The organism is Actinomadura nitritigenes, assembly GCF_017573545.1.
Classification (GTDB): Bacteria; Actinomycetota; Actinomycetes; order Streptosporangiales; family Streptosporangiaceae; genus Spirillospora; species Spirillospora nitritigenes.
In genome coordinates this window covers 1-25,130 of record NZ_JAGEOK010000006.1, presented here as the reverse complement: position 1 = coordinate 25,130, position 25,130 = coordinate 1, and the positions used below count along the sequence as shown (strand labels likewise).

Genomic DNA, 25,130 nt, shown 5'->3' with positions numbered 1-25,130 from the left:
GGGCCGGGGTATCGGAACCGGGCGGGGCGGGCGTTCGTCTTTCCCAGTGAGGGTGCCGTTCGCGTCCGGCTCTGACCGGGCCGTCAACGTTCGAGAAGGGCCCCCGCGGCGGGTCGTCGCGGGGGCGATGGCGTTGCGCGTGGAAACGATCGGCTAGACTTCTTGAATCCGCGTATGCCCCGGGTCGTCAGTGCGGCTCCGTTCAGGTCCGTACTCCCCGGGTAACGCAAAGAATCTTCGAGGCGCCTGACGCATCGAGCTACGCCTGATTCGCTCTGTCCGTAGCGGACGTCCTGCGGGACGGCCGTGGATCGCAACAACGAGGAGTTTTCGCCGTGTCCGAGGTACGCATCGCCGCCGAGCCGCGCACCGAGTTCGGTAAGGGTGCCGCGCGGCGCACCCGCCGGGCCGGCAAGGTGCCCGCCGTCCTCTACGGTCACGGCACCGACCCGCAGCACATCACGCTGCCGGGCCACGAGCTGATGCTCGCGCTGAAGACCCCGAACGTGCTGCTGACCATCGAGGGCGTCGGCGGCGGTTCGGAGCTCGCGCTGCCCAAGGACGTGCAGCGCGACCCGATCAAGGGCTTCCTGGAGCACGTCGACCTGCTGCTGGTCAAGCGCGGCGAGAAGGTCACCGTCGACCTGCCGGTGAACGTCGTCGGCGACGTCGTCGCGGGCGGCGTCGTGCAGCAGGAGGCCGTCCAGATCTCGGTCGAGACCGAGGCGACGCACATCCCCGAGTCGGTGGAGCTGTCCATCGAGGGCGTCAAGGTCGGCACGCAGCTGCTCGCCAAGGACCTGAAGCTGCCGTCGGGCACCACGCTGGCGGTCGACGAGGAGACGCTGATCCTGCAGATCACGGACGCGTCGGCGTCCGCGGGCGCCACCGAGACCGAGGCCGAGGTGGAGGCCGCCGAAGCCGCGGCCGAGGCCGCCGAGGCGGCGGCCGAGGGCGAGGCGGAGGAGTCCGCCGAGTAGGACCGCGGAACGGCGAAACGACGACGGCCCCCGCAGGCGCGCCTGCGGGGGCCTTCCGCTGTGAGGAGATCGGGTGAGCGCGGACGTCTGGCTGGTGGTCGGCCTGGGCAATCCGGGACCGTCGTACGCCGGCAACCGGCACAACGCCGGGTTCATGGTGCTGGACGTGCTGGCGGGCCGGGCGGGCGGCCGTTTCAAGGCGCACCGCTCCCGGGCGGACGTGCTGGAGGGCCGGCTGGCGGGCGTCCGCGCGGTGCTGGCGAAGCCGCGGACGTACATGAACGAGTCGGGCGGCCCGGTGAAGGGGCTGCGGGACTTCTACAAGGTGCCGGCGGAGCGGATGATCGTCGTCCACGACGAGCTGGACATCCCGTTCGGGGCGCTGCGGCTGAAGCGCGGCGGCGGTGACAACGGTCACAACGGGCTGCGGTCGATCACGAAGTCGCTGGGCGACAAGGAGTACCTGCGGGTCAGGTTCGGGGTGGGGCGGCCCCCCGGGCGGATGGACGCGGCGGCGTTCGTGCTGAAGGACTTCTCGGCAGCGGAGCGGAAGGTCCTGGATCTGGAGGTCGACCGGGCGGCGGACGCGGTGGAGGCGCTGCTGACCGGGAGCCTGGAAACGGCGCAGAACGTGTTCCACGCGGGCTGAAACCCCACCGGCGCAGGGGTTCGCGGCAATCGGCCGGATGCGGTCCGTGGTGAGGCGGGCACGGCGCGGCGCTCGTAGGATTCTGCGCGGATGAGGTCCACGTTTTATGTGAACCTTGGGCGCTGTTCAACCGTCTCTGGGGTGGATCGAGCTTTTCGGGGCGCGCGTTACAGGGGTTGGGTGAGGTCGTATGGCCGTCGTTGACAAGGTTCAGGCCGAGTCACCGATTCGCCAGGAGCAACGTCGCCCGGATGCGCAGAGCTGGAGCGGATGGTACCGCCGGTTCGCCGGCGGGCTCGACTTCTTCAGCATGCTCGCGGCCGGGGTGATCGCGTTCGTGCTCCGCTTCCCGGGGGTGCCGAGCGATCCGACGGCGCCGTACGTCGCGCTGACTGTGGCGCTGCCGGTCCTGTGGGTGCCGATGCTGATGCTGTGCCGGGCGTACCAGCCGCGGTACATCGGCGTGGGGTACGAGGAGTTCAAGGGCGTCCTGCGCGCGGGGTTCATCTTCACCGCGACGCTGGCGATCCTGGCGTACGCCACCAAAACGGAGGTGGCGCGCGGGTACGTCGTGATGGCGATGCCGCTCGGCACGTTCCTGGACCTGGTCGCGCGGTACCGGCTGCGCAAGTGGCTGCACCGCAAGCGCTGGAACGGGGAGTGCATGCGGCGGGTGGTGGCGGTGGGGCACCGCACGTCCGTCGCGGACCTGATCCGGCTGCTGCGGCAGAAGCGGTACCACGGGATGGACATCGTGGCGGTGTGCCTGCCCCCGGCGCTGGCGTCGGGCGACGACGCGGTCCACGAGGTGGAGGGCGTGCCGGTGCTCGGCGACTTCGGGCAGACGGCGGCCGTCGCGGAGCGCATCGGCGCGGACTCGGTGGCGGTGCTGGCGTGCCCGGAGATGGACGGGGTCGCGCTGCGCCGGCTGGCGTGGCAGATCGAGCGGGACGACGTTGAGCTGGTGGTGGCGCCGGCGCTGATGGACGTGACCGGTCCGCGGATCTCCATCCGCCCCGTGTCGGGCCTGCCGCTGCTGCACGTGGAGCACCCGGAGCTGGACGGCGGCCGGCGGGTGCTGAAGGGGCTGTTCGACCGGACGGCGGCGCTGACCGGCCTGCTGCTGCTGAGCCCGCTGATGCTGGTGGTCGCGTTCCTGATCAAGGTGACGAGCGCCGGGCCGGTGATGTTCAAGCAGGTCCGGGTCGGGCGCGGCGGCCGCGAGTTCACGGTGCTGAAGTTCCGCACGATGGTGCAGGACGCGGAGGCGCGCAAGAACGCGCTGATGGAGCACAACGAGAACGACGGCGTGCTGTTCAAGATCCGGGAGGACCCGCGCATCACGAAGGTGGGGCGGTGGCTGCGCCGCTACTCGCTGGACGAGCTGCCGCAGCTGTTCAACGTGGCGCGGGGCGACATGTCGCTGGTGGGTCCGCGCCCGCCGCTGCCGGAGGAGGTCGCGCAGTACGGCGGCGACGTGTACCGGCGGCTCGTGGTGAAGCCGGGGCTGACGGGGCTGTGGCAGGTCAGCGGTCGCTCGGACCTGACGTGGGACGAGTCGGTCCGGCTCGACCTGCGGTACGTGGACAACTGGTCGCTGGCGCTGGACCTGCAGATCATGTGGAAGACGTGGTCGGCGGTGTTCCGCGGCTCCGGCGCCTACTAGCCGCGCGTCCGTACCGGACGCGGGTGAGGTGCCGGACGCCCGGTCTCGCCAGGTGGGACGTGACCCTGGCACCGGGCGGTGTGGGGTATGCATGAGAAAGTAGACCGGGCAGACCAGTCGAGTCGGGAATGTGATCAAAGGATGACCGAGAGAGCCGTGGCGGACGACCACGCGCTGGCGGCGGAGCTCGCCGCGGCGGCGGGGCGGCTGCTGCTGGGCGTGCGGGACGAGATGGGCTTCGCCGACGGGCGCGCCCTGAAGGACACCGGCGACCTGCGGTCGCACGAGTACCTGATGGCGGCGCTGGCGGAGCGCTGTCCCGGTGACGCCGTGCTCTCGGAAGAGGGCCGCTCGTCGGTGGCGGGCAAGCGCTCCAAGGGCGACGACCGCGCCCCGACCCGCAACACCGGCGAGGACGAGCGGCTGTCGGCGTCCCGCGTGTGGATCATCGATCCGCTGGACGGGACCCGGGAGTTCTCCGAGGAGGGCCGCCGCGACTGGGCCGTCCACGTGGCGCTGTGGGAGCGGGACGCGGCGGGCGCGGCGCGGCTGTCGGCGGGCGCGGTGGCGCTGCCGGCGCAGGGCCTGACGCTGCGCACCGAAGCGACGGGCGGCGCGGTGCTCGTCCGCGACGACCCGGGCGAGCCTGACCCCGTGACCGCGGGCTCGGACACCGCGCGCCGGGGCCTGCCGCGGGAGGTGCCGCTGCACGTGCCCGCGCCGGACCCGGGGAAGCTGCGGATCGCGGTGAGCCGGACGCGGCCGCCGGAGTTCGTGCAGCGGCTCGCCGAGAAGCTCGAGAAGGCGGTCGCGGGGGGCGTGGGGGGTCGTCCCCCCTCGGAGGGCATCGACGTGGAGCTCGTGCCGATCGGGTCGGCGGGGGCGAAGATCTCCGCGGTGCTGCTCGGCGAGGTGGACGCCTACGTGCACGCGGGCGGCCAGTACGAGTGGGATTCGGCGGCGCCGGCGGCGGTGGCGCTGGCGGCGGGCGCGCACGCGTCCCGGGTCGACGGGTCTCCGCTGGAGTACAACCGGAGGGACCCGAGGCTGCCGGATATCCTGGTGTGCCATCCCGTGTCGGCATCGACGCTGCTGACCGGCATCGGAACCCTCGGGACCGGGGGGAGTGGGGGGTCGTCCCCCCACCGGGAGAACGCGGGCGACAGCCTGCCCGACTGACCGCCTCGCCCGGCGGGACCGATCAGCGGCGGGCCGACGTTCGATCCGGTGGGAAGCGCGAGCGCCCGTCCCGTGCCACCGGTTGCATCTGCCAGAACAGCGTGGAGAGAGTCCCAGACCATGCAGCGTTGCGATTACCTGCTGTCCCAGCTAGACGTCCTCGAAGCCGAGTCGATCCATATCTTCCGGGAGGTGGCGGCCGAGTTCGAGCGGCCCGTGCTGCTGTTCTCGGGCGGCAAGGACAGCATCGTGATGCTGCGCCTGGCCCAGAAGGCGTTCTGGCCCGCGCCGATCCCGTTCCCGGTGATGCACGTCGACACCGGGCACAACTTCCCCGAGGTGATGGAGTACCGGGACCGGCGGGTCGCCGAGCTGGGCGTCCGGCTGGTCGTGGCGTCGGTGCAGGACGCGATCGACTCCGGCCGGGTCGTGGAGCAGAAGGGGCGCCGCGCGTCGCGGAACCGGCTGCAGATCACGCCGCTGCTGGACGCGATCGAGGAGCACGGGTTCGACGCGGCGTTCGGCGGTGCGCGCCGCGACGAGGAGAAGGCGCGCGCGAAGGAGCGCGTGGTGTCGTTCCGGGACGAGTTCGGCCAGTGGGACCCGAAGAACCAGCGGCCGGAGCTGTGGAACCTGTTCAACACGCGGATCACGCAGGGCGAGCACGTCCGGGTGTTCCCGCTGTCGAACTGGACCGAGCTGGACATCTGGGACTACGTGCGGCGCGAGGAGCTGGAGCTGCCGCCGATCTACTTCGCGCACACCCGGCGGGTGTTCGAGCGCGACGGGCTGCTGCTGGACGCCGAGACGGGGTTCGCGAACCGCGGTGACGACGAGCCGGAGTTCGAGGCGTCCGTCCGGTACCGGACGGTGGGCGACGCGTCCTGCACGGGCGCGGTGAAGTCGACCGCGGTGTCGCTGGAAGAGGTGATCGCGGAGATCGCCGCGACGCGGATCACCGAGCGCGGCCAGACCCGCGCCGACGACCGGACCAGCGAGGCCGCCATGGAGGACCGCAAGAAGGAGGGCTACTTCTAATGACCAGCACGAGCGAGCCCGCCGCGAGCGCGTCCGCCGCGACCGGGCAGGTCAAGGGCATGGACCTGCTGCGCTTCGCCACCGCCGGCAGCGTCGACGACGGCAAGTCCACCCTCATCGGGCGGCTGCTGTTCGACTCCAAGTCCATCTTCGAGGACCAGCTGGAGTCGGTCGAGAAGACCAGCGCGGACCGCGGCGAGGAGTACACGAACCTCGCGCTGCTGACCGACGGGCTCCGCGCCGAGCGCGAGCAGGGCATCACCATCGACGTGGCGTACCGCTACTTCGCGACGCCGCGCCGCAAGTTCATCATCGCCGACACCCCCGGGCACATCCAGTACACCCGGAACATGGTGACGGGCGCGTCCACCGCCGACCTGGCGATCATCCTGGTGGACGCCCGCAAGGGCATCCTGGAGCAGTCCCGGCGGCACGCGTTCCTGACCACGCTGCTGCAGGTCCCGCACCTGGTCGTGGCGATCAACAAGATGGACCTCGTCGACTACGACCAGGCCGTCTACGAGCGGATCGTCGACGAGTTCACCGCGTTCGCCACCAAGCTGGACGTCTCCGACCTCACGTTCATCCCGATCTCGGCGCTGCACGGCGACAACGTCGTCGAGCGCAGCGTGAACATGCCGTGGTACGACGGGTCGTCGCTGCTGCACCACCTGGAGCACGTGCACATCGCCTCGGACCGCAACCTCATCGACGTGCGGTTCCCGGTGCAGTACGTGATCCGGCCGCACGCCTCCACCGACCCCGAGCTGCACGACTACCGCGGCTACGCGGGGCAGGTCGCGGGCGGCGTGCTGAAGCCGGGCGACGAGGTGGTGCACCTGCCGTCCGGGCTGACCACGACGATCACCCACATCGACGGCCCGAACGGCCCGGTCGACGAGGCGTACGCGCCGATGTCGGTGACGCTGCGGCTCGCCGACGACATCGACATCTCCCGCGGCGACATGATCGCGCGCCCGCACAACCGTCCCGAGGCCGCGCAGGACCTCGACGCGATGGTGTGCTGGATGACCCCGGACCGGGTCCTCACCCCGCGCTCCAAGCTGATCATCAAGCACACCACCCGCACCGCGAAGGCGCTGGTGAAGGACCTGCACTACCGGCTGGACGTCAACACGCTGCACCGCGACGAGCAGGCGGAGGGCCTCGGGCTGAACGAGATCGGCCGGATCTCGCTGCGGGTGACGCAGCCGCTGTTCGTCGACGACTACAACCGCAACCGGCTGACCGGCGGCTTCATCCTGATCGACGAGGCCACCAACAACACCGTCGGCGCCGGGATGATCACCGGCGCCCGATAAGCACCCCTTTGGAGCCCCCCGTGCACCTGCCCGCCCCCCAGGGCCCGACCTCCGCCGTCGCGCCGTGCTGGACGTGATCCGGTGAAGGCCCTCGTGCTGGCGGGCGGGGCCGGGTCCCGGCTCCGCCCCATCACCCACACCTCCGCGAAGCAGCTCGTCCCGGTCGCGAACAAGCCGGTGCTGTTCTACGGCCTGGAGGCGATCCGGGACGCCGGCATCCGCGAGGTCGGCATCGTCGTCGGCGACACCGAGGCGGAGATCCGCGGCGCCGTCGGCGACGGCTCGGCGCTCGGCCTCGACGTGACGTACCTGCGCCAGGACGCCCCGCGCGGGCTGGCGCACGCCGTCCTCATCGCCCGCGAGTACCTCGGCGGCGACGACTTCGTGATGTACCTCGGCGACAACTTCATCGTCGGCGGCATCGACGGGCTCGTCGACCGGTTCCGCGCGGACCGCCCGCAGGCGCAGATCATGCTGACGCACGTCTCCGACCCGCGCGCGTTCGGCGTCGCCGAACTCGACGGCGCCGGCCGCGTCGTCGCGCTGGAGGAGAAGCCGGAGTTCCCGAAGAGCGACCTCGCGCTCGTCGGGGTGTACCTGTTCAGCGCGGCGGTGCACGACGCGGTCGCGGAGCTGAAGCCGTCCGCGCGCGGCGAGCTGGAGATCACCGACGCGATCCAGTGGCTGATCGACCACGGCCACCGGGTCGAGTCCACGGTGATCACCGGCTACTGGAAGGACACCGGCAACGTCACCGACATGCTGGAGGTCAACCGCCTCGTCCTGGAGGGCGTCGAACCTCATGTGGAGGGCGAGGTGGACGAGGCCAGCGAGCTGATCGGCCGGGTGGTGGTGGAGGCGGGCGCCCGCGTCGCGGGGTCCCGCGTCGTCGGCCCGGTCATCGTCGGCGCCGGCTCGGTCGTCCGCGACTCCTACGTCGGCCCGTTCACCTCCATCGACCGCGACTGCGCGGTCCTGGACAGCGAGATCGAGTACTCGATCGTGCTGCGCGGCGCGTCCATCGACGGCGTCGGCCGCATCGAGTGCTCGCTGATCGGCCGGGAGGCCGAGGTCACCCCCGCCCCCCGGGTGCCGAAGGCGCACCGTCTCGTACTGGGAGATCACAGCAAAGTGCAGATCAGCAAGTGAGCGGCCAGAGGAGCGGCGCCCCGCGGGTGCTGGTGACGGGTGGGGCCGGGTTCATCGGGTCGCAGTACGTGCGGGACCTCGCGTCCGGCGCGTTCCCCGCGTGGGCGGGCGCCGAGATCACCGTGCTGGACAAGCTGACCTACGCCGGGAACCTGGCGAACCTGGAGCCGGTCGAGGGGCGGTTCACGTTCGTCCGCGGCGACATCTGCGACGGCGGGCTGCTCGCGGAGCTGGTGCCGGGGCACGACGTGGTGCTGAACTTCGCGGCCGAGTCGCACGTGGACCGGTCGATCGCCAGCGGCGCGGAGTTCGCGCGGACGAACGTGCTCGGCGTGCAGACGCTGATGCAGGCGTGCCTGGACGCGGGGACGCCGCGGGTCGTGCAGGTGTCCACCGACGAGGTGTACGGCAGCATCGACGAGGGCTCCTGGGACGAGGAGGCGCCGCTCGCGCCGAACTCGCCGTACTCCGCGGCGAAGGCGGGCGGCGACATGATGGCGCGCGCGTACGCGCGCACACACGGGCTGCCCGTCAGCATCACCCGCTGCGGCAACAACTACGGGCCGTACCAGTACCCGGAGAAGGCCATCCCGCTGTTCGCCACGAACCTGATGGACGGCCGTACCGTGCCGCTGTACGGGGACGGCGGGAACGTGCGCGACTGGATCCACGCCGCCGACCACTGCCGCGGCATCCAGGTGGTCGCCGAGCGCGGCGAGCCCGGCGAGGTGTACCACATCGCGGGCACGGCGGAGCTGACGAACCTGGAGCTGACGCGGCGGCTGCTGGACGCGGTCGGCGCCGGCTGGGACATGGTCGAGCGCGTCGAGGACCGCAAGGGCCACGATCGCCGGTACTCGCTGTCGGACGCGAAGCTGCGGGCCCTCGGGTACGCGCCGCAGGTGGCGTTCGACGAGGGCCTCGCCGCGACGGTCCGCTGGTACGAGGAGAACCGCGCCTGGTGGGAGCCGCTGAAGAAGCGGTCGGAGGACGCCGGGAGCGCGGGGTGACGTGGCTGGTCACCGGTGCCGGCGGAATGCTCGGCACCGACGTCGTCGCGCGCCTCGACGGCGCCGTGGCGCCGGGACGCGGCGAGCTGGACCTGACCGACGCGGGCGCGGTCCGGGAGGCGCTGCGGCGGCACCGGCCCGAGGTGGTGGTGAACTGCGCCGCCTGGACGGCCGTGGACGACGCGGAGGCGCACGAGGACGCGGCGCTCGCCGTGAACGGCACCGCCGTGGAGGCGCTCGTCGCGGGGTGCGCGGAGATCGGCGCGAAGCTCGTGCAGGTGTCCACCGACTACGTGTTCGACGGCACCGCCACCGAGCCCTACCCGGAGGACGCGCCGACCGCGCCCGTCAACGCCTACGGCCGCACCAAGCTCGCCGGCGAGGCGGCGGTGCTCGGCTACGAGCGCGGGTACGTGGTGCGGACGGCGTGGCTGTACGGGGCGCACGGGCCCAGCTTCGTCCGGACGATGGCGCGGCTGGCGGGGGAGCGCGACACCGTCGAGGTGGTCGACGACCAGGCCGGGCAGCCGACCTGGACCGGCGACCTCGCCGACCGGATCGTCGCGCTGGCCCGCGCCGGCGCCCCCGCCGGGGTGTACCACGGCACGAGCGCGGGCCGGACGACCTGGTACGGGCTGGCCCGCGAGGTGTTCGCGCTGCTCGGCCTCGACCCGGCCCGGGTGCGGCCCACGACGAGCGAGAGGTTCGTGCGGCCCGCGCCGCGTCCGGCGTTCAGCGTGCTCGGGCACGGCCGGTGGGCGGCGGCGGGCCTGGCGCCCATGCACGACTGGCGGGACGCCCTGCACGCCGCCTGGCCGTCCCTGGCGGCCGCGTGGCCGGAGGCTCAGCCGGGCAGGCCGAGCTTGGCGTAGTGGTCGAGGCAGTCCTGGTAGGACGGCAGCAGGCCGGCCCGGCGGGCCTCCTCGAGGGTGGGCGCCTGCGCGTCCTTGTCGGACAGCACCGGCTCGATGTCGGCGGGCCACTCGATGCCGAGCTCCGGGTCGAGCGGGTGCACGGCGTGCTCGCGGCCCGGCGCGTAGGGCTCCGAGCAGAGGTAGACGACCGTCGCGTCTTCCGTCAGCGCCATGAAAGCGTGACCGACGCCTTCGGCGACGTACAGGCAGCGGCGCGACTCGTCGTCCAGCCGGACGCCCTCCCACTGCGCGAACGTGGGGGAGCCGACGCGCAGGTCGACGACGACGTCGAGGATCGCGCCGCGCAGGCACGTCACGTACTTGGCCTGGCCGGGCGGGACGTCGGCGAAGTGCACGCCGCGCAGCACCCCCTTGGACGACACCGAGCAGTTCGCCTGCGCGAGGTTCAGGCCGTGCCCCGCGGCCGTCCGCAGCTCGTCCCCCCGGAACCACTCATGGAAAGATCCCCGCTGGTCACCGTGCACACGGGGGGTGAAGGAGTAAGTACCTTTAATGCCGAGCGGATCCACATGCGCAAGAATGCCACACGATTCCCGGCAGAGATGGACGTCGAACTGTGAGAACGCATCCCCTCAGGCTCCGGTTCGCCGCGGGTGGCGCGGCGGCGGTGCTCGTGGTTCTGACAGGGCCGGCGGCGGGCGCGGAGGCGGCGCCGTCACCGAGTCCCGCCGTGACGACCACGGCGGCCGCCCGCGCCGCGTTCCGGCCCGCGCTGGCCGGGCCCGCCGCGATGGTCGCGGGCGTACTGCATCCCGACATCTGGTGGACGGTCGCCTCCGCCGCAGGCGGCCCCCGGCTGTTCGCGCTGGACGCCAAGGGCCGCACCCGCGCGACGTACACGCTGTCCGGCGCGGCGGCGGCGCGGTGGGACGCCATCACGGTCGTGAAGAACGGGGCCGGGGAGTCGGGGCTGTTCGTCGGGGACCTGAGCTCCGGCCGGGCGGGGAGCCTGCTGCTGCACCGGGTCGCCGAGCCGAAGACCCTCACCGGCGGGGCGCTGCCGGTGAAGACGTTCAGGCTCAAGTACCCCGACGGGGGGCACCGGGGCGCGGCGCTGCTGGCCGATCCGGCGGAGAGCCGCGTCTACATCATCACCCGGGACGCGACGGCCGCGGCCGTGTTCGCGCTGCCGGGGGTGCTCGGCCCGTCGTACAACGCGCTGACGCGGCTGCGGACGCTGCCGTTCCCGGTGCGCGGCGGCGACTTCACCCGGGACGGGCGGGTGGTCCTGAAGACGACCACGGACGTGCGGATCCTCGGCGGGATCCGGGACGACGTCGGGCAGGTCGTGAAGACGGCGGCGTCGCTGGCGGGGCCCGCGTTCGGGGTGTCGTCGGACGGCCGGAAGGCCCTGCTGGCGGGGGCGGGCGCCCGTCCGGTGTTCCGGACGGTGGCGCTGCCCGAGGCGAACGCGGCGACGGAGCCGGACGCGTCGGCGTCGCCGGCGACCGGCGGCGGCTCCCCGGTGGAGATCCCGTCCAAGTCCGGCATGCCGGGCGGTCTCCTCGGGACCGGGGCGCTGGTCGGGCTGGTGCTGCTAGGGCTGCTCGGGGCCGGCTTCTATCTGCGCGGTCGCCGTCACGGTGGCGGGTGACCAGCCGGCCGCGTCCACGACCGTCTCCGCGGGCGACCGCTGCACGACCGGGAGCGGGTCGCCGCCCTGCCGGCGCAGCGTCTCCGCCCACGCGACGAGGATGAACAGCCACACCGACGACACGTTCGCGGGGGCGGCGAGCCCCTCGGTGGTCATGCTGTCGGTGAGGAAGCAGCCGAAGATGCCCAGCAGCATGCCGGCGTCGGCGCGCAGCGTCTGGTGCCGGCACAGCGTCAGCAGGACGAACCCGAGGGTCAGCAGCAGCGCCGCGAACGCGACGGTGCCGACCACGCCGTTGTCGACGAGCGCGTTGATGAACGCGTTGTGGCCGCCGCCGAGGCCGATGCTGTCCAGGAACAGGCCGCGGGACGCGCCGAGGCCGCGGCCGAAGATCGGCTCCTCCCGGAACGCGTCCATCGCCAGCGACCACAGCTCGGTGCGGGAGTTGAGGGTGGCGAGCTGCTGGGTGCTCTCGCCGCGCGCCACGAACGCGAGGATCTTGTCGGAGAACGCCAGCACCGCCAGCACGGAGACCGCGGCGCCCATCACGATCACGTCGATCCGGCCCTTGGGGCCCCGGGCGGTGGCCAGCAGCACGAGCAGGCCGGCGGCGCAGCCGAGCGCGGCGCCGCGCGTCCCGGTGGCGACGAGCGCGCCCGTCAGGAGCGCCAGCGCCACCGCGTAGACGGCCGGGTGCCACAGCCGGTCCTGCGGCCGGTTCCACCGGATCAGGTAGCCGACGACGAGCAGGATCGCGATCGCGAGGTACACGCCGGCGATGACGGGGTGGACGTACAGCCAGTTGAACCGGCTCTCGGTGTGCAGCGTCCGGGGGAACGGGTGCGCGACGCCGATGCCCACCGACACGAGGACGATCCCGACGAAGATGTGCGCGAGCTTGCGCAGGTCGGCGGGGGTGGCGCGGGTCGCGATGGTGTGCGCCACCAGCATCGTGATCAGCAGCTGGACGCCGCGGACGAGGCCGAGCGACTTGAACGGCGACCACAGCGCCGAGAACGCCACGTACCCGCAGAACAGCCATGCCGCGAGCAGCAGCCCGGTGGTGCGGCGGCGCGGCGCCCGCAGCCCGAACTTCCACACCAGGTAGAAGGCGGCGGCGCCGTAGATCGCGATCTCGACCAGGACGGTCAGGTCGGCGCTGCCGCCGACGGCGTTGTCGACGTCGCGGCTGCGCAGCTTGTAGTCGCTGGCGAGCATCAGGGCGAGCGGCAGGGTGAACGCCCACCACCCGGCGCTCGGCGCGGGCGGCCGGCGGCGCGGGAAGACGCTCCTGACGGTCATGAGGCCCTCCCTGGGTGAGTCCGGCCGCCGTCGCGCCCTCGCGGGCCCGTTGAAGACGAGACCAAGAATACGGGCGCCGGGCCGGTAATCTGTCCGATGTGAATCGAGGGACTCTTCCCGGCCCGGTCGTCGCCGCGGGCCGCAGCATGATCCGTGGGTACGGGATGAGCACGGCGGCCCTGCGCCCCGGCCCCGACTTCCTGCTGATCGGGGCGAAGCGCGGGGGTTCCACCTCCCTGTACTACACGCTGCTGGAGCATCCGCATGTGATGCCGCTGTTCCCGAACGCGCGGCTGCTGCCCAAGGACAACCACACCAAGGGCGTGCACTACTTCGACTCCAACTACGACAAGGGCGCCGCCTGGTACCGGTCGCACTTCCCCGCGTCCGCGCGGCGGGCCGGGAAGGTCGTGGGCGAGGGGTCGCCGTACTACCTGTTCCATCCGCTGGCGGCGGAGCGGGCGGGGCGGGACGTCCCGGACGCGAAGATCCTGCTGGTGCTGCGCGACCCGATCGAGCGGGCGTTCTCGCACTACCGGGAGCGGCGGCGGCAGAACGCCGAGGAGCTGCCCTCGTTCGAGGAGGCGCTGGCCGCCGAGGCGGACCGGCTCGCCGGCGAGGAGGAGCGGATCGTCGCCGAGCAGCCCGGCTACGCGAGCTACGCGCACGAGCAGCAGTCCTACCGGGCGCAGGGCGAGTACGCCCCGCACCTGCGGCGCTGGATGAAGCACTTCCCGGCGGAGCGGTTCTGCGTGCTGGCGGCGGAGGAGTTCTACGCCGACCCGCAGGGGGCCTGCGACATGGTGGCGCGGTTCCTCGGGCTGGAGCCCGCGCCGCTGCCCCCGTCGGCGATCAAGGTGTGGAACGCGGCGCCGAGCCAGGACCTCGCCTCCGCGACCCGCCAGGCCCTCGCCGAGCACTACGCCCCCTACAACGCCGACCTGGAAGCCCTGCTGGGCCGCGAGTTCCCCTGGACGCGCCCTTAACAGCACGCCTGCCCGCCGGCCTCAGCCCGCTGCCCCGGCCGTCGCGGACCTCGAGCGTCGCGATCGCGTGCGAAGCCGGATTCGAGCTTGCGAGAATCCGATCGCGCAGCGAGCCCCCAGGGCGAGTCGGAGCGATGCTGCGATCGCACGCAGTGCCCGTTGAAGGGAGGGGCCCCCAGGGCCCGACCGCCGAGGGCGATGCAATTAGAACGCGCCGATGTGGCGGGTTCCGGCGGGCTTGCCGACGAGGGCGGCGATCGGGGCGGGGAGGGGCAGCGCGGTGCCGGCGTCCGCCTGGGCGGCGAAGGTGCGCTCCAGCTCGCCGTCCGGCCCGGCGGCGGTCGCGGCGGTCTTCAGCACGCCGCGCGCCTCCTGCCCGGTCTCCGACCGGAACCGGCCGAGGTCGCCGAAGTCGGTGGTGCCGCCGGAGCCGCGCGCCCACCGGACGAGGGTGCTCGGGCCGCCGCCCGGCCGGACGTAGACGTTGCCGTTGACGGTGACGCCCATCTGGCCGCCGCCGCGCTGGTGCGTCCCGTCCTCCACGCACAGCAGGCACGGGGTGCCCGCGCGCGCGTCGGCGAGCGTGTTGTTGCTGATGACGACCTTGGAGACGCGCCAGGTCATCGCCGGGTCGCCGCTCTTCTGCCGGGGGTCGCGGCCCGCCGCGTTCGGGTCGGACGGGCTGCGCGGGTCCTGGGCGAGGTGGATCGTGCGGCCGTTTCCGGACAGCGAGTTGTTCCAGATCTGGACGTCGGAGGTGTTGTTCACCTTCACCCCGTCGCCGGCGTTGTCGCCGATGACGTTGCCGGCGACGACCGCCTTGGCGCTCAGCTCCAGCGAGACGCCGTGGTCGGCGTTGCGCAGGATCCGGTCGCCGGTGAGCGTGATGTCGTAGACGGACTCGTCCATCCACACGCCCTTGCCGAGGTTGTCGGCGAAGACGCCGCCGGTCACCGCGACCTTCCGGGACCGGGTCACCTTCACGCCGCCGGAGACCGGCGAGTACTTGAAGCGCTCGACGTTGTTGCCGGTGCTGCGCACCGCGTCGAGCCGCAGGTCGTCGGCGTAGTTGGCGTGGACGCCGAGCATGCCGTTGCCGGTCGTGGTGACGTGCCGGACGCGGGCGTGCGCGGCGAGCACGCTGAGGCCGGTGGTGGCCGACTCGTTCACCGCGACGTTCTCGACGGTGACGTCCGGTGCGGTGACCTTCACGCTGCCGAGCTGGGGGAGGGACGTGGCGTAGCGGCGCACGCCGAGGCCGCGCAGCCGGGACCCGGCGCCGCCGATGGTGACCGCCTCGGACAGCGTGCTGGCGCGCACGTCGTGGCCGCGCGGGTCCGTCCCGAGGTAGAGCCGGCGGGACGCCTCGTCGACGTAGAAGGTGCCGTCCTTGACGTCGCCGCGGGATCCGACCTGCTTCTGCGGGACGCCGTCCAGCCACACCTGGTCGGGGTGGGCGGCCATCGGGTGGTCGGGCGAGACGAACCGGAAGTCGGAGTCGCCGCTGGCGCGGGCGCCCGCCGTGTAGGTCGGGCTGGCGTCGAACCGGGTCGTCCAGCCCTCGTGCACCCAGGCGCGGTTCCCCTGCCGCCAGCCGCCGACCGGCGAGCTGCCGTCGAGCCAGACGGCCTCGTGCGGCGCGGACTGGACGGTCAGGCGCTTGCCGCCGGGGACGGTGACCGACTCGTGGTAGACGCCGCCGCGCAGCACGACCGTGCCGCCGGAGCGCGCCTTCGCGACCGCCTTGGCGAGCGTGCGCAGCGGGTGCTTCCTGGTGCCGTCCGCGCGGTCGTTCCCGGACGGCGACACGAACAGCGCCCCGTCGGGGATCTCGTAGGCGGTGGAGCCGATGGGCGCGGCGCCCGGCGCGCCCGGCACGGGGACGGTCTGCGGGGCCGGGTCGTGGCTCTGCGGCAGCTGCCAGCCGAGGAAGCCGACGCCCGCGATCACCGGCAGGGCGAGCACCTTGACGATCATCGCGCGCTGAGCGGTGCGCGACCGGTTCGAGCCAGACATGTCACGACCCTTTACCCCCGGGAAACGCTGGAACCACGAACGTACCTCGCGGAACCGTCAGTTGTGGAGGGCGCCCGCGAACAGTGCGGTCTTGTGCTGGGCGTCGAACTTGACACCGACCATGACGGACTTGTAGCCCGTCGACGGGAGGTCGAAGGCGTAGGACGCCGCCTTGGTCCCCCCGGCCGGGACGGCGCCGGAGAAGTCGTTCAGGTTGGCGTAGGAGGTGTGCTGCGCCCGCGTCTTCTTGGTCCCGTAGACGGCCGTGACCTGGACCTTGTTGAGGTCGAGGGGCTTGCCGGAGCCGTTGGTGAACGTCAGCGTGAAGATGGTGAGCACCTTGCCGGTGAGCTCGCCGGGCCCCTGGTCCTTGTTCTTGACATAGCGGATGTTGCTGATCGCCACGCTGATCTTGTCGTCGTAGGTGACGGGCTTGCGCAGCCCGCCGGACGACTTCAGCGCGGTGGAGCCGGGCGCCGCGTTGGCCTGCTCGGTCGGCTGCGCGCTCGGCGGCGGGGGCGGCTTCGGGTCGGCCGACTTCTTCTTCCCGCCGCCGCATCCGGTCAGCGCCAGCGCGAGGGCGAGGACGGCACCCGTCGCGGCGAGATGCCTGTGCGGACGCGCTCCCCGATCGGACATCCGGCTTTCTCCTCATCAGTGGAAAACGAAACGAAGGTTCCAGGGCAGAACAGTTTAGACAGGAACCCGGGATCCACCTGCTCTCTCACTCCGGACCGAGGGGGCACCGGAGACGATCGGCGGGGGATTGGTCAGTGGGATCTGTACCTTCGCACCGGCGTGCGCCGCGCGTCCGTAAAACGGCGATAGCCGTCTTCACCGCTTTTGCGCCGCGCAGGTCAACGGGTTCCTGCGGAGCATGACCACCGCAGGCGGCTGTCCATCGGGCGGCGGATCGCACGGCGGGGTGACTGCCGGGCGGGGCGACTGCCGGGCGCGGACCGGGCCGCGCCCGGGGCGCTCTCCCGTGCCGCGCCCGGGGGCTCGCCCGTGCCGCGCCCGGGGGCTCGCCCGTGCCGCGCCGAAGATCGGGTTCTCCCCGGTCAGCCAGCGGAAGCGACTTCGGTCACGATTTCATAGAGGGCCGGATGTATCGGATTGGTGGCCCAATAGGATCCCTGCACCGGAGTGGCCGTGGTGGCCACCGGGCCAAGGCTTAGGGGATCCGACTCGTGAGAGCTCTTCTGCGACAGCGCCGGACGACGGTCCGCGCGGGCCTGGCGGCGGCCGCCGCCCTCTCGCTGGCCGGCGCGGTGCTCGGGCCGGCCGGTCCGGCCGCCGCCGACACCGACCCGCCGTCCGGGACGCCGGCCACCGTCAGCGCCGACCCGCTGCCGACGGCGCAGGTCAACGGTGTGGTGTGGAGCATGGCGACGGTCGGCAACACCGTCTACGCGACCGGGAACTTCACCAAGGCGCGCCCGGCGGGCGTCGCCGAGGGCGGCGCCGGCGAGGTCACCCGGTCCAACATCCTGGCGTTCGACCTGACGACCGGGAAGCTCAGCACCACGTTCGTGCACTCGCTCGACGGCCAGGGACTGCGGATCATCGCGTCGCCGGACGGCAGCCGGGTGTACGTCGGCGGCGACTTCACCCAGGTCGACGGCAAGCCGCACGGCCACCTCGCCGCGTTCGACACCACGACCGGCGCGCTGATCGACTCGTTCGCGCCGAACGTGCACAACCGGGTGCGCGCGATCGCGGCGACCGACTCGACCGTGTACGTCGGCGGCAACTTCTTCAACGTCAACGGCAGCGGCCGGGCGCGGCTGGCGGCGGTCAAGGCGTCCGACGGGTCCAACGTCGGGACGTGGCGGCCGACCGCCGACGACGACGAGGTCTACGCGCTCGCGCTGTACGGCGACCGCGTGCTCGTCGGCGGCAAGTTCCAGAAGCTGAACGGCGAGACCCACGTCGGCATCGCCGCGGTCAGCGCGAACAACGGCGGCACGCTGCCGTGGAGCAGCCGGCCGATCCCCACGAAGCTCGACAGCAAGCACTTCTCGTACGTGACGGACCTGCGCGTCGACGACGGCATCGTCTACGGCGGCGCCGACGGCGAGGGCTGGCACTGGTTCGACGGCCGGTTCGCCGCCAAGGCCGACAGCGGCGACCTGGTGTGGCTGGACAACTGCTACGGCGCGACCTACGGCATGTACCCGGTGGCCAACGAGGTCTACAGCGTGTCGCACGCGCACGACTGCACCTCGCTCGGCGCGTTCCCCGACACCAGCCCGCAGACCAACCACCGGGCGCTGTCGGAGACCAAGGTCGCGACCGGCACCGACCAGGGCTCGCCGGGCACCAACAGCAACTACAGCAGGCAGCCGGTCCCGAGCCTGCTGCACTGGTTCCCCAAGCTCGCCATCGGGTCGTTCACGCAGCAGTACCAGGCGGCGTGGGCGGTCACCGGCAACGGCGGCTACGTCGCGATGGGCGGCGAGTTCCCGAAGGTGAACGGCAAGGCGCAGGCGGGCCTCGTCCGGTTCGCGGTGAAGGCGGACGCGCCGAACAAGGTGGGCCCGGAGGCGGCCGACCTGAAGGCGCCGACGGCGAGCCTGCGCAGCGGCGGCATCCGCGTCACGTGGAGGACCACCTGGGACATGGACAACGCCACGCTGAAGTACCAGGTGCTGCGCGACGGCGGCACGACCCCGATCGCGACGCTGGAGAAGTCGGCCTCGTTCTGGAACCCGGCGACCCTCACCTACACCGACACGAGCGCCCCGAAGGGCACCCACACCTACAAGATCCGCGCGGTCGACCCGAGCGGGAACGCCGTGAAGAGCGCGGCGTCCAACTCCGTCCAGCGGTGACGGCGTCCCGGGCGACCGGGACCCCCGACGCGTGAAAGCGCCCCGAGGTTGACACCTCGGGGCGCTTTTCTATTTCCGGAATTGGCCATACTGCGCTGAGCAGTCGGTATCAAGCGCTCTGTAAGCGATTTCCATCACGATTTCATAATTCCGCGGATGGGCGGCGCCCGGGGGCCACTAAGATCGCCAGACCGGAGTGGCCGAGGGGGTCACCGGGGGTCACGTGCTTTAGGGGAACCGACTCGTGAGTGCTTCTTTGCGACAGCGCCGTACCAGCGTGCGCGCGAGCCTGGGGGCCGCCGCCGCCCTCTCGCTCGTGGGCGCCGCTCTCGCCCCGGCCGGGCCGGTCGCGGCCGACACCATGCCGGCCTCGGGCGTGCCCGCGACCGTGAGCGCCGACCCGCTCCCGACCGCGCAGGTCAACGGGGTCGTGTGGAGCATGGCGACGGTCGGCAACACCGTCTACGCGACCGGGAACTTCACCAAGGCGCGCCCGGCGGGCGTCAAGGCGGGCGGGACCGGCGAGGTCGCCCGCGGCAACATCATGGCGTTCGACCTGACGACCGGGAAGCTCAGCACCGGCTTCGTGCACACCCTCGACGGCCAGGGCCTGCGCATCATGGCCTCGCCGGACGGCAAGCGCGTCTACGTCGGCGGCGACTTCACCAAGGTGGACGGCAAGGCGCACAACCACCTCGCCGCGTTCGACACCGCCACCGGCGCGCTGATCGACTCGTTCGCGCCGAACGTGCACAACCGGGTGCGGGCGATCGCGGCGACCGACTCGACCGTGTACGTCGGCGGCAACTTCTTCAACGTCAACGGCAAGTCGCGGACGCGGCTCGCGGCGGTGAAGGCCTCCGACGGCTCCAACATCGACACCTGGAAGCCCGCCGCGAACGACGACGAGGTCTACGCGCTCGCCGTGTACGGCGACCGCGTGATCGTCGGCGGCCGGTTCCAGCAGTTGAACGGCGAGAAGCACGTCGGCATCGGCGCCGTCAGCGCGACCAACGGCGGGACGCTGCCGTGGAGCAGCAAGCCGATCCCGGCCAAGGCCACCGAGCCCGACAGCGCGGGCAAGTACGGCTACTCCTACGTCACGGACCTGCGGATCCAGAACGGCGTCGTCTACGGCTCGGCCGACGGCGAGCGGTACCACTGGTTCGACGGCCGGTTCGCCGCCAAGGCGAGCGACGGCGCCCTGGTGTGGCTGGACAACTGCTACGGAGCCACCTACGGCATCCTGCCCGTCGGCCAGACCGTCTACAGCGTCGGCCACGCGCACGACTGCACCTCGCTCGGCGCGTTCCCCGAGACGGACCCGGAGACGTACCACCGCACGCTCGCCGAGACCTTCGACGCGCGCGGCACCGACAAGGCCAAGCCGGGCACCAACAGCAACTACAGCGGGCAGCCGATCCCGCAGCTCCTGGACTGGTTCCCGAAGCTCGGCATGGGCACCTTCACCCAGCAGTACCAGGCGGCGTGGGCCGTCACGGGCAACAGCAGCTACGTCGCGATGGGCGGCGAGTTCCCGAACGTGAACGGCAAGGCGCAGGCGGGCCTCGTCCGGTTCACCATCAAGGCCAACGCGGCGAACAAGGTCGGGCCGGAGAGCGGCTCCCTGAAGGCGCCCACCGTGACCAAGACGTCCACCGGCCTGAAGGTGTCCTGGGCCGGCACCTGGGACATGGACAACGGCTGGCTGCACTACGAGGTGCTGCGCGACAACTCGACGACCGCGCTGACCACCGTCAAGCGGCTGTCGAAGTTCTGGGCCGAGCCGTCGATGTCCTTCACCGACACCAGCATGGCGAGGGGCAAGCACACCTACCGGATCCGCGTGAAGGACCCGCTGGGCAACACCATCACCGGTCCGGTCTCCACGGCCGTCACCTGGTGACCCGCGTGAACTGACCCCTGACGCGAGAACGCGCCCCGGTGGACGTCACCGGGGCGCGTTCGTCGTGCGCGCGCGGGGCGGCGGACCCGTGGCCCGGCCGGGGGCTCAGCCCCGTCCCATGCCCCGCAGGATCTCGCTGAGCCGGGTGTTGAAGGTGGCGTCGTGGTCGCTTGCGGAACGCTGCGCGACCCGCTTCAGCCAGAACTCCGCCGCCTCTCCGCAGCCGCTCACGTCGTCGCGTCCGGACGGCTTCCCGAACACGGTGGCGTGCGTCGCCTCGTAGTAGACGAGGTCGGCGCCCGGCGGCGCCCACGCCGCGTCCTCCCAGTCGATCAGCCACGGCAGGCCCCGGCCGCAGTGCCGCAGGTTCCAGGCCGTCAGGTCGCCGTGCATCGGCGCCCAGTGGTCCGGGGTGCCGGACGGGCGGGGCAGCACCGCCGCGAGCCGCCGCTGCAGGTCCGCCAGCAGCGGCGCCAGCGCGATCCCGCGCACCGGGCGGGCCGGGCGCGGCGGCATCGCCTCGATCACCATCCAGTGCCATCCGGCGGTCTCGTCGCGGTCCAGGACGCGGGGGACGCGGAAGCCGTCCGCGCGGCCCTCGGGGAACGCCGACAGCGCGCGCTCCTCGCGGTCCAGCTCGCCGGGGTCGTCGCGGAGCTTGAGGAACCCGGTGGGGCGCCCGTCGCGCAGCAGCACCGCCGCCAGGCCCGTCCGGGACGCCTGCGGGCGCTCGTAGAGGGCGAGGCCGTCGAACGTGCCGATCCGGTCGACCAGCGTCCGCCACCGCTCCGGTCCTCCCGGCGGCTCCCACCGGACGCGGGGGCCCGGCAGGACGCGCGGCCCGGCGACCGCCACCGCGCCGTACAGCACCCACTGGGCGGCCAGAGCGGGGAGCTTCGACCGGGTGAACAGCGAGACGCCGGCGCGGGCACCGCGCCGTGAATCGGCAGGTACCAGGACATTGCCGGTACCCATCCGGGGGCGGACGAACTCATGACCGGATGTGGTCATCTGCTCGGTCATGCCGTCACTTACCGCGAATGGTCTTGCGCGTACGGCGACCGGCCATCAGGTCCTCGCACAGCCGCTCGTAGGACGCCGCGACGTCGTCCCACACGTACCGCTCCGCCGCCCGCTTGCGCGCCGCGTCGCCCCGGTCGGCCGCCGCGCCCGGGTCGGCCTCCGCCGCCTCCACCTGCGCCGCCAGCTCCGCCGCGTCGGCGAAGAACCGGCCCGCCTCCTCGCCCAGCACCTCGCGGTTGAAGTTCACGTCGTAGGCCAGCACGGACGCCCCGGCGCCCATCGCGCGCAGCAGCGACGGGTTCGTCCCGCCGACCGAGTGGCCGTGGACGTAGGTGAGCGCGCCCGCGTACAGGGCGTCCAGCAGGTCCTGGTCCCACACGCCGCCCATGAAGGTGATGCGCGGGTCGTCGCCCGCCAGCTCCTTCACCTTCGCGGTGTACTCGTCGGCGTACGGCGCCGAGCCGACGACGACGAGCGGCTTCGCGGCCCTGCTGCGCCGGTAGCCCTCCACCGCCAGGTGCACGTGGTTCTCCGGCTCGAACCGGGCCACGACCAGGTGGAACCCGCCCGGCTCGTACCCCGCCTCCGCCAGCTTCCCGGTGTCGGTGCTGGTCAGGATCGGCGCGCCGTACGGGATGAACACCGTGTCGGCGTCGAACCGCTCGCGGTAGTAGTCCTGGATGCCGACGGCGTCGGCGATCAGCGCGTCCGACCAGCGCACCGCCATCGCCTCGGCGGCCCGGTAGTACTTCTGCCCGGTGCCGCTCCACTTGGTGCGCTTCCACTCCAGGCCGTCGACGTGCGTCGCGACCGGGATCCGCAGCGTCCGCAGGACCGGCAGCATCGGCGCGTTCGCCGCGTTGAACAGCAGCGCGACGTCCGCGCCCTCCTTGCCGATCTTGCTGCGGAAGGCGTGCAGCACCGACAGCCCGGTGTGGCTGAGCGTCTCGGCGACCTTCTTCTCGATCGCCGGCAGGTACACCAGCCGCATGCCCAGGTACTCGGGCTCCGGGTGGCGCTCGCCCCGGCAGTAGACGGTGACCTCGTGCCCGCCCGCCGCGAGCCGCTTGCCGATCTCCTCGACCGCCGTCTCGAAGCCGCCGTACCGCGCCGGCACCCCGCGCGTCCCTACCATGGCGATGCGCACCCTGACCCCCAGCCATTACCGTCACTTTGTGATTGATCCGCCCAGATTATGCGGAAGGGGGGTTGCGCGTCCTTGCGGTAAACGACAGTTAATCTGAAGGTTGCGGGAGACTGGTATCCAGGGGGCTGGATCACCAGAAGGAGGGGCAAGTGGCCGAACGGGACGCGAGGTCCGCGGTGGTGCTGGCGCACCCGTCGCCCGATCTCTACGGGTCCGACCGGATGCTCGTGGAGTCGGTGCGCGCACTGGTCCCCGGTCACCGCGTCATCGTGACGCTGCCCGCGGACGGGCCGCTCGCGCCGGTGCTGAGGGACGCGGGCGCCGAGGTCGTCGTCCTGCCCGTCCCGGTCCTGCGCAAGTCGTACATGACGCCGTTCGGCCTCGTCCGGCTGGCGTTCGCCGCGGCCCGCGCGCTGCCGAGGGCCTGGCGGCTGCTGCGCCGCGAACGGGCCGCCGCGCTCTACGTCAACACCGTGACGATCCCGCTGTGGCTGCTCGCCGGCCGGCTCGCCCGCGTGCCCTCGCTGTGCCACGTGCACGAGGCCGAGGACGACGTGCCCGGCCCGGTGCGCGCCGCGCTGTCGATGCCGCTGCGGCTCGCGCGCTCCGTCGTCGTCAACAGCCGCGCCAGCGCCGCCGCCCTCGGCTCCGCCGGCCGCGGCGCCCAGATCATCTACAACGGGGTCGAGGAGCCGCCCGAGCCGGTCGCGCCGCCGCGCGCGGTGCTCGACGGGCCCGCCCGGATCGTCCTGGTCGGGCGGCTGTCGCCGCGCAAGGGCTCCGATGTGGCGGTGCGCGCCGTCCGATCACTGCGCGATCGCGGCTACGATGCGAACCTGACCCTGGTCGGGAGCGTCTTCCCCGGGTATGAGTGGTTCGAGGAGGAGCTGCGCGGCCTCGCCGGCGGCGATGGCGCGGTGTCCTTCGCCGGTTTCCGCCCGTCGGTGTGGAATTCGTTCGCCGAGGCGGACATCGCGATCGTCCCCTCGCGCGTCGAACCCTTCGGTAACGTCGCCGTCGAGGCGATGCTCGCCGGCCGGCCGGTCGTCGCCAGCGCCACCCAGGGGCTGGTCGAGATCGTCGCCGACGGCGACAACGGCGTGCTGGTCGCCCCCGACGACCCGGACGCCCTGGCGGCCGGGATCGCCCGGCTGCTGGACGACTGGGACGGCGCCCAGGCGATGGCCAAGCGGGCCGGCGCCGACGCCGCCCGGCGGTTCGGCAAGGACCGTTACCACCACGAGCTGCGGGACGCCGTCCGCCGTCTCGCCGGACCCGACGCCGACCCCATCCCGCCCACGGCCTCCTGAGGACTCCAAGAGCATCCGATGACAGCACAGACCCCCGTCACACCGGAGATCAGCCTCGTCGAGGCGGTCTGGCGCTACCGGCTGATGTCTCTCATCATCGTGCTGGCCAGCGTCCTCGCCTCGGTCGCCGCCACCCAGATCCTGTTCAGCGGCGCGACCGCCACCGCGCGGTTCGCCGTCACCGACCCGACGAACAACAACAACGCACTGCGCATGGGCGTCGTGTCCGGGCAGGGGTACGCCGCCTACACCGCGCAGCGCGCGGCGTTCGCCGGCTCCACGCCCGTGATGGCCCGCGCCGCCGAGATCGTCAAGAGCAAGCACGGCCCGAGCCTCACCGGCGAGCAGCTGCGCGGCCGGGTGAAGACCTCCAGCAAGCCGGACGGCGGGGTCGTGGTCGTCACCGCCTCCGGCTCCAACATGCCCGAGGCCGCCGTCATCGCCAACGCGGTGCTGCAGGCCTACCAGGACGTCACCGTCTCCACGAACAACAGCAACCTCGACGAGCAGATCAAGGGGCTGAAGGAGCAGGAGACGAAGATCACCGAGCAGATGCAGTCGACGCAGGCGGGCTCGCGGCCGTACCGGGCGCTGGCGAGCCAGCTCGCGAAGATGCAGTCGGACGAGAGCGGCCTGCTGTCGGCCCGGTCGAAGAACAACGACGGCGTCCAGTTCACCGACACCGCCGACCCGACCGCGCCGACGCCCAGCAAGCTGCCGCAGAACGGCGCGATCGGCTTCGCGATCGGCGCGATCCTGGCCTGCATCGTGTCGTTCCTGCGCGCGTCCTCGCGGCCGCGCGGCCAGGTGCACGGCGCGCCCCCCGCCGCGGCGGGCGCCGTGCCGGGCGGCGCCCCCGGCGGGATGCTCGGCGGCCCCGGGACGCCGATGCCCGAGCTTCCGGCCGGCCGGTCCTACCAGGGCCGCCGGTCCCTCGGCGACGGCCGCGACGACGCGTACCGGCCCGAGGGCTACCGGCCCGACGGCTACGCGGAGGAGCAGCCGCCGCCCGAGCTCGCCCGCGCCGCCCCGAGGACCCGCCCCGGACCGCCCCGATCCAGGCCACGATCCCCCCGACCGCCCA

21 protein-coding genes are annotated in these 25,130 nt (G+C 72.4%); 15 read left to right on the top strand and 6 right to left on the bottom strand.

Annotated elements, in window-relative coordinates:
• The first annotated feature begins 335 nt into the window (after window positions 1-335).
• The 9 genes from J4557_RS10055 (at window position 336) to rfbD (ending at window position 9,865) form a co-directional block, all read left to right on the top strand.
• Window positions 336-980, top strand: coding sequence for a 50S ribosomal protein L25/general stress protein Ctc (locus tag J4557_RS10055; RefSeq protein WP_208266219.1), 645 nt, complete (start codon window positions 336-338; stop codon window positions 978-980).
• Between the two features lie 73 nt (window positions 981-1,053).
• Window positions 1,054-1,629 carry an aminoacyl-tRNA hydrolase gene (gene pth / locus J4557_RS10050; protein ID WP_208266218.1) on the top strand — a complete coding sequence of 192 codons (576 nt, stop codon included), beginning with the start codon at window positions 1,054-1,056 and terminating at the stop codon, window positions 1,627-1,629.
• A gap of 190 nt (window positions 1,630-1,819) precedes the next feature.
• Entirely contained in the window at window positions 1,820-3,295 is a 1,476-nt protein-coding gene (locus J4557_RS10045) for a sugar transferase (RefSeq protein ID WP_208266217.1), read from the top strand.
• Window positions 3,296-3,436: 141 nt separating this feature from the next.
• The gene (locus J4557_RS10040; RefSeq protein ID WP_208266216.1) at window positions 3,437-4,474 is read left to right on the top strand and encodes an inositol monophosphatase family protein; all 1,038 of its coding nucleotides are present in this window, start codon (window positions 3,437-3,439) and stop codon (window positions 4,472-4,474) included.
• A gap of 120 nt (window positions 4,475-4,594) precedes the next feature.
• Window positions 4,595-5,512, top strand: coding sequence for a sulfate adenylyltransferase subunit CysD (gene cysD, locus J4557_RS10035; RefSeq protein WP_208266215.1), 918 nt, complete (start codon window positions 4,595-4,597; stop codon window positions 5,510-5,512).
• A 59-nt stretch (window positions 5,513-5,571) separates the two neighbouring features.
• Window positions 5,572-6,834, top strand: a complete 1,263-nt coding sequence (locus J4557_RS10030; protein ID WP_208266478.1) for a sulfate adenylyltransferase subunit 1 — start codon at window positions 5,572-5,574, stop codon at window positions 6,832-6,834.
• Between the two features lie 81 nt (window positions 6,835-6,915).
• Entirely contained in the window at window positions 6,916-7,983 is a 1,068-nt protein-coding gene (locus J4557_RS10025; protein WP_208266214.1) for a glucose-1-phosphate thymidylyltransferase, read from the top strand.
• Window positions 7,980-8,993 carry a dTDP-glucose 4,6-dehydratase gene (rfbB, locus tag J4557_RS10020; RefSeq protein ID WP_307799597.1) on the top strand — a complete coding sequence of 338 codons (1,014 nt, stop codon included), beginning with the start codon at window positions 7,980-7,982 and terminating at the stop codon, window positions 8,991-8,993. Before J4557_RS10025 ends, rfbB begins: the two co-directional genes overlap by 4 nt.
• Complete coding sequence (gene rfbD, locus J4557_RS10015) at window positions 8,990-9,865, top strand: dTDP-4-dehydrorhamnose reductase (protein WP_208266213.1); 876 nt, start codon at window positions 8,990-8,992, stop codon at window positions 9,863-9,865. Before rfbB ends, rfbD begins: the two co-directional genes overlap by 4 nt.
• Here the strand turns inward: rfbD and rfbC are convergent.
• Window positions 9,838-10,437, bottom strand: a complete 600-nt coding sequence (gene rfbC / locus J4557_RS10010) for a dTDP-4-dehydrorhamnose 3,5-epimerase (protein ID WP_208266212.1) — start codon at window positions 10,435-10,437, stop codon at window positions 9,838-9,840. The two genes, rfbD and rfbC, sit on opposite strands and share 28 nt — an antisense overlap.
• 161 nt (window positions 10,438-10,598) lie before the next feature.
• Here rfbC and J4557_RS10005 point away from each other — a divergent pair, with 161 nt between their 5' ends.
• Window positions 10,599-11,522, top strand: coding sequence for a hypothetical protein (locus tag J4557_RS10005; RefSeq protein WP_208266211.1), 924 nt, complete (start codon window positions 10,599-10,601; stop codon window positions 11,520-11,522).
• On the opposite strand, the gene J4557_RS10000 is transcribed toward J4557_RS10005, so the two are convergent.
• Window positions 11,466-12,824, bottom strand: coding sequence for an O-antigen ligase family protein (locus J4557_RS10000; RefSeq protein WP_208266210.1), 1,359 nt, complete (start codon window positions 12,822-12,824; stop codon window positions 11,466-11,468). The two genes, J4557_RS10005 and J4557_RS10000, sit on opposite strands and share 57 nt — an antisense overlap.
• A gap of 98 nt (window positions 12,825-12,922) precedes the next feature.
• Here J4557_RS10000 and J4557_RS09995 point away from each other — a divergent pair, with 98 nt between their 5' ends.
• Window positions 12,923-13,810, top strand: a complete 888-nt coding sequence (locus J4557_RS09995; RefSeq protein ID WP_208266209.1) for a sulfotransferase domain-containing protein — start codon at window positions 12,923-12,925, stop codon at window positions 13,808-13,810.
• A 204-nt stretch (window positions 13,811-14,014) separates the two neighbouring features.
• Here the strand turns inward: J4557_RS09995 and J4557_RS09990 are convergent, their stop codons facing one another.
• Window positions 14,015-15,826 carry a right-handed parallel beta-helix repeat-containing protein gene (locus J4557_RS09990; RefSeq protein ID WP_208266208.1) on the bottom strand — a complete coding sequence of 604 codons (1,812 nt, stop codon included), beginning with the start codon at window positions 15,824-15,826 and terminating at the stop codon, window positions 14,015-14,017.
• A gap of 57 nt (window positions 15,827-15,883) precedes the next feature.
• The gene (locus J4557_RS09985) at window positions 15,884-16,465 is read right to left on the bottom strand and encodes a hypothetical protein (RefSeq protein WP_208266207.1); all 582 of its coding nucleotides are present in this window, start codon (window positions 16,463-16,465) and stop codon (window positions 15,884-15,886) included.
• A 551-nt stretch (window positions 16,466-17,016) separates the two neighbouring features.
• On the opposite strand from J4557_RS09985, the gene J4557_RS09980 reads away from it, so the two are divergent.
• Complete coding sequence (locus J4557_RS09980; RefSeq protein ID WP_208266206.1) at window positions 17,017-18,660, top strand: PQQ-binding-like beta-propeller repeat protein; 1,644 nt, start codon at window positions 17,017-17,019, stop codon at window positions 18,658-18,660.
• 277 nt (window positions 18,661-18,937) lie between these two features.
• Window positions 18,938-20,566, top strand: coding sequence for a hypothetical protein (locus J4557_RS09975; RefSeq protein ID WP_208266205.1), 1,629 nt, complete (start codon window positions 18,938-18,940; stop codon window positions 20,564-20,566).
• 105 nt (window positions 20,567-20,671) lie between these two features.
• Here the strand turns inward: J4557_RS09975 and J4557_RS09970 are convergent, their stop codons facing one another.
• Entirely contained in the window at window positions 20,672-21,589 is a 918-nt protein-coding gene (locus J4557_RS09970; RefSeq protein ID WP_208266204.1) for a phosphotransferase, read from the bottom strand.
• A gap of 4 nt (window positions 21,590-21,593) precedes the next feature.
• A complete protein-coding gene (locus J4557_RS09965) occupies window positions 21,594-22,724 on the bottom strand; it encodes a DUF1972 domain-containing protein (protein WP_208266203.1) in 1,131 nt (376 codons plus the stop codon).
• Between the two features lie 161 nt (window positions 22,725-22,885).
• Between J4557_RS09965 and J4557_RS09960 the strand changes: the two genes are divergently transcribed.
• Window positions 22,886-24,046, top strand: coding sequence for a glycosyltransferase family 4 protein (locus J4557_RS09960; protein ID WP_307799595.1), 1,161 nt, complete (start codon window positions 22,886-22,888; stop codon window positions 24,044-24,046).
• An 18-nt stretch (window positions 24,047-24,064) separates the two neighbouring features.
• Window positions 24,065-25,130: GumC domain-containing protein (locus tag J4557_RS09955; protein ID WP_208266202.1), on the top strand; the 1,066-nt coding region annotated here is incomplete at its 3' end.

Excerpts from the sequence above, each read along its gene's own strand:
- J4557_RS09990 (WP_208266208.1), bottom strand. The coding sequence starts at position 15,826 with ATGTCTGGCTCGAACCGGTCGCGCACCGCTCAGCGCGCGATGATCGTC.
- J4557_RS10000 (WP_208266210.1), bottom strand. The coding sequence starts at position 12,824 with ATGACCGTCAGGAGCGTCTTCCCGCGCCGCCGGCCGCCCGCGCCGAGC.
- J4557_RS10040 (WP_208266216.1), top strand. The coding sequence starts at position 3,437 with ATGACCGAGAGAGCCGTGGCGGACGACCACGCGCTGGCGGCGGAGCTC.
- J4557_RS09965 (WP_208266203.1), bottom strand. The coding sequence starts at position 22,724 with ATGGTAGGGACGCGCGGGGTGCCGGCGCGGTACGGCGGCTTCGAGACG.
- J4557_RS09970 (WP_208266204.1), bottom strand. The coding sequence starts at position 21,589 with ATGACCGAGCAGATGACCACATCCGGTCATGAGTTCGTCCGCCCCCGG.
- J4557_RS10045 (WP_208266217.1), top strand. The coding sequence starts at position 1,820 with ATGGCCGTCGTTGACAAGGTTCAGGCCGAGTCACCGATTCGCCAGGAG.
- cysD (WP_208266215.1), top strand. The coding sequence starts at position 4,595 with ATGCAGCGTTGCGATTACCTGCTGTCCCAGCTAGACGTCCTCGAAGCC.
- J4557_RS09985 (WP_208266207.1), bottom strand. The coding sequence starts at position 16,465 with ATGTCCGATCGGGGAGCGCGTCCGCACAGGCATCTCGCCGCGACGGGT.
- J4557_RS10030 (WP_208266478.1), top strand. The coding sequence starts at position 5,572 with ATGGACCTGCTGCGCTTCGCCACCGCCGGCAGCGTCGACGACGGCAAG.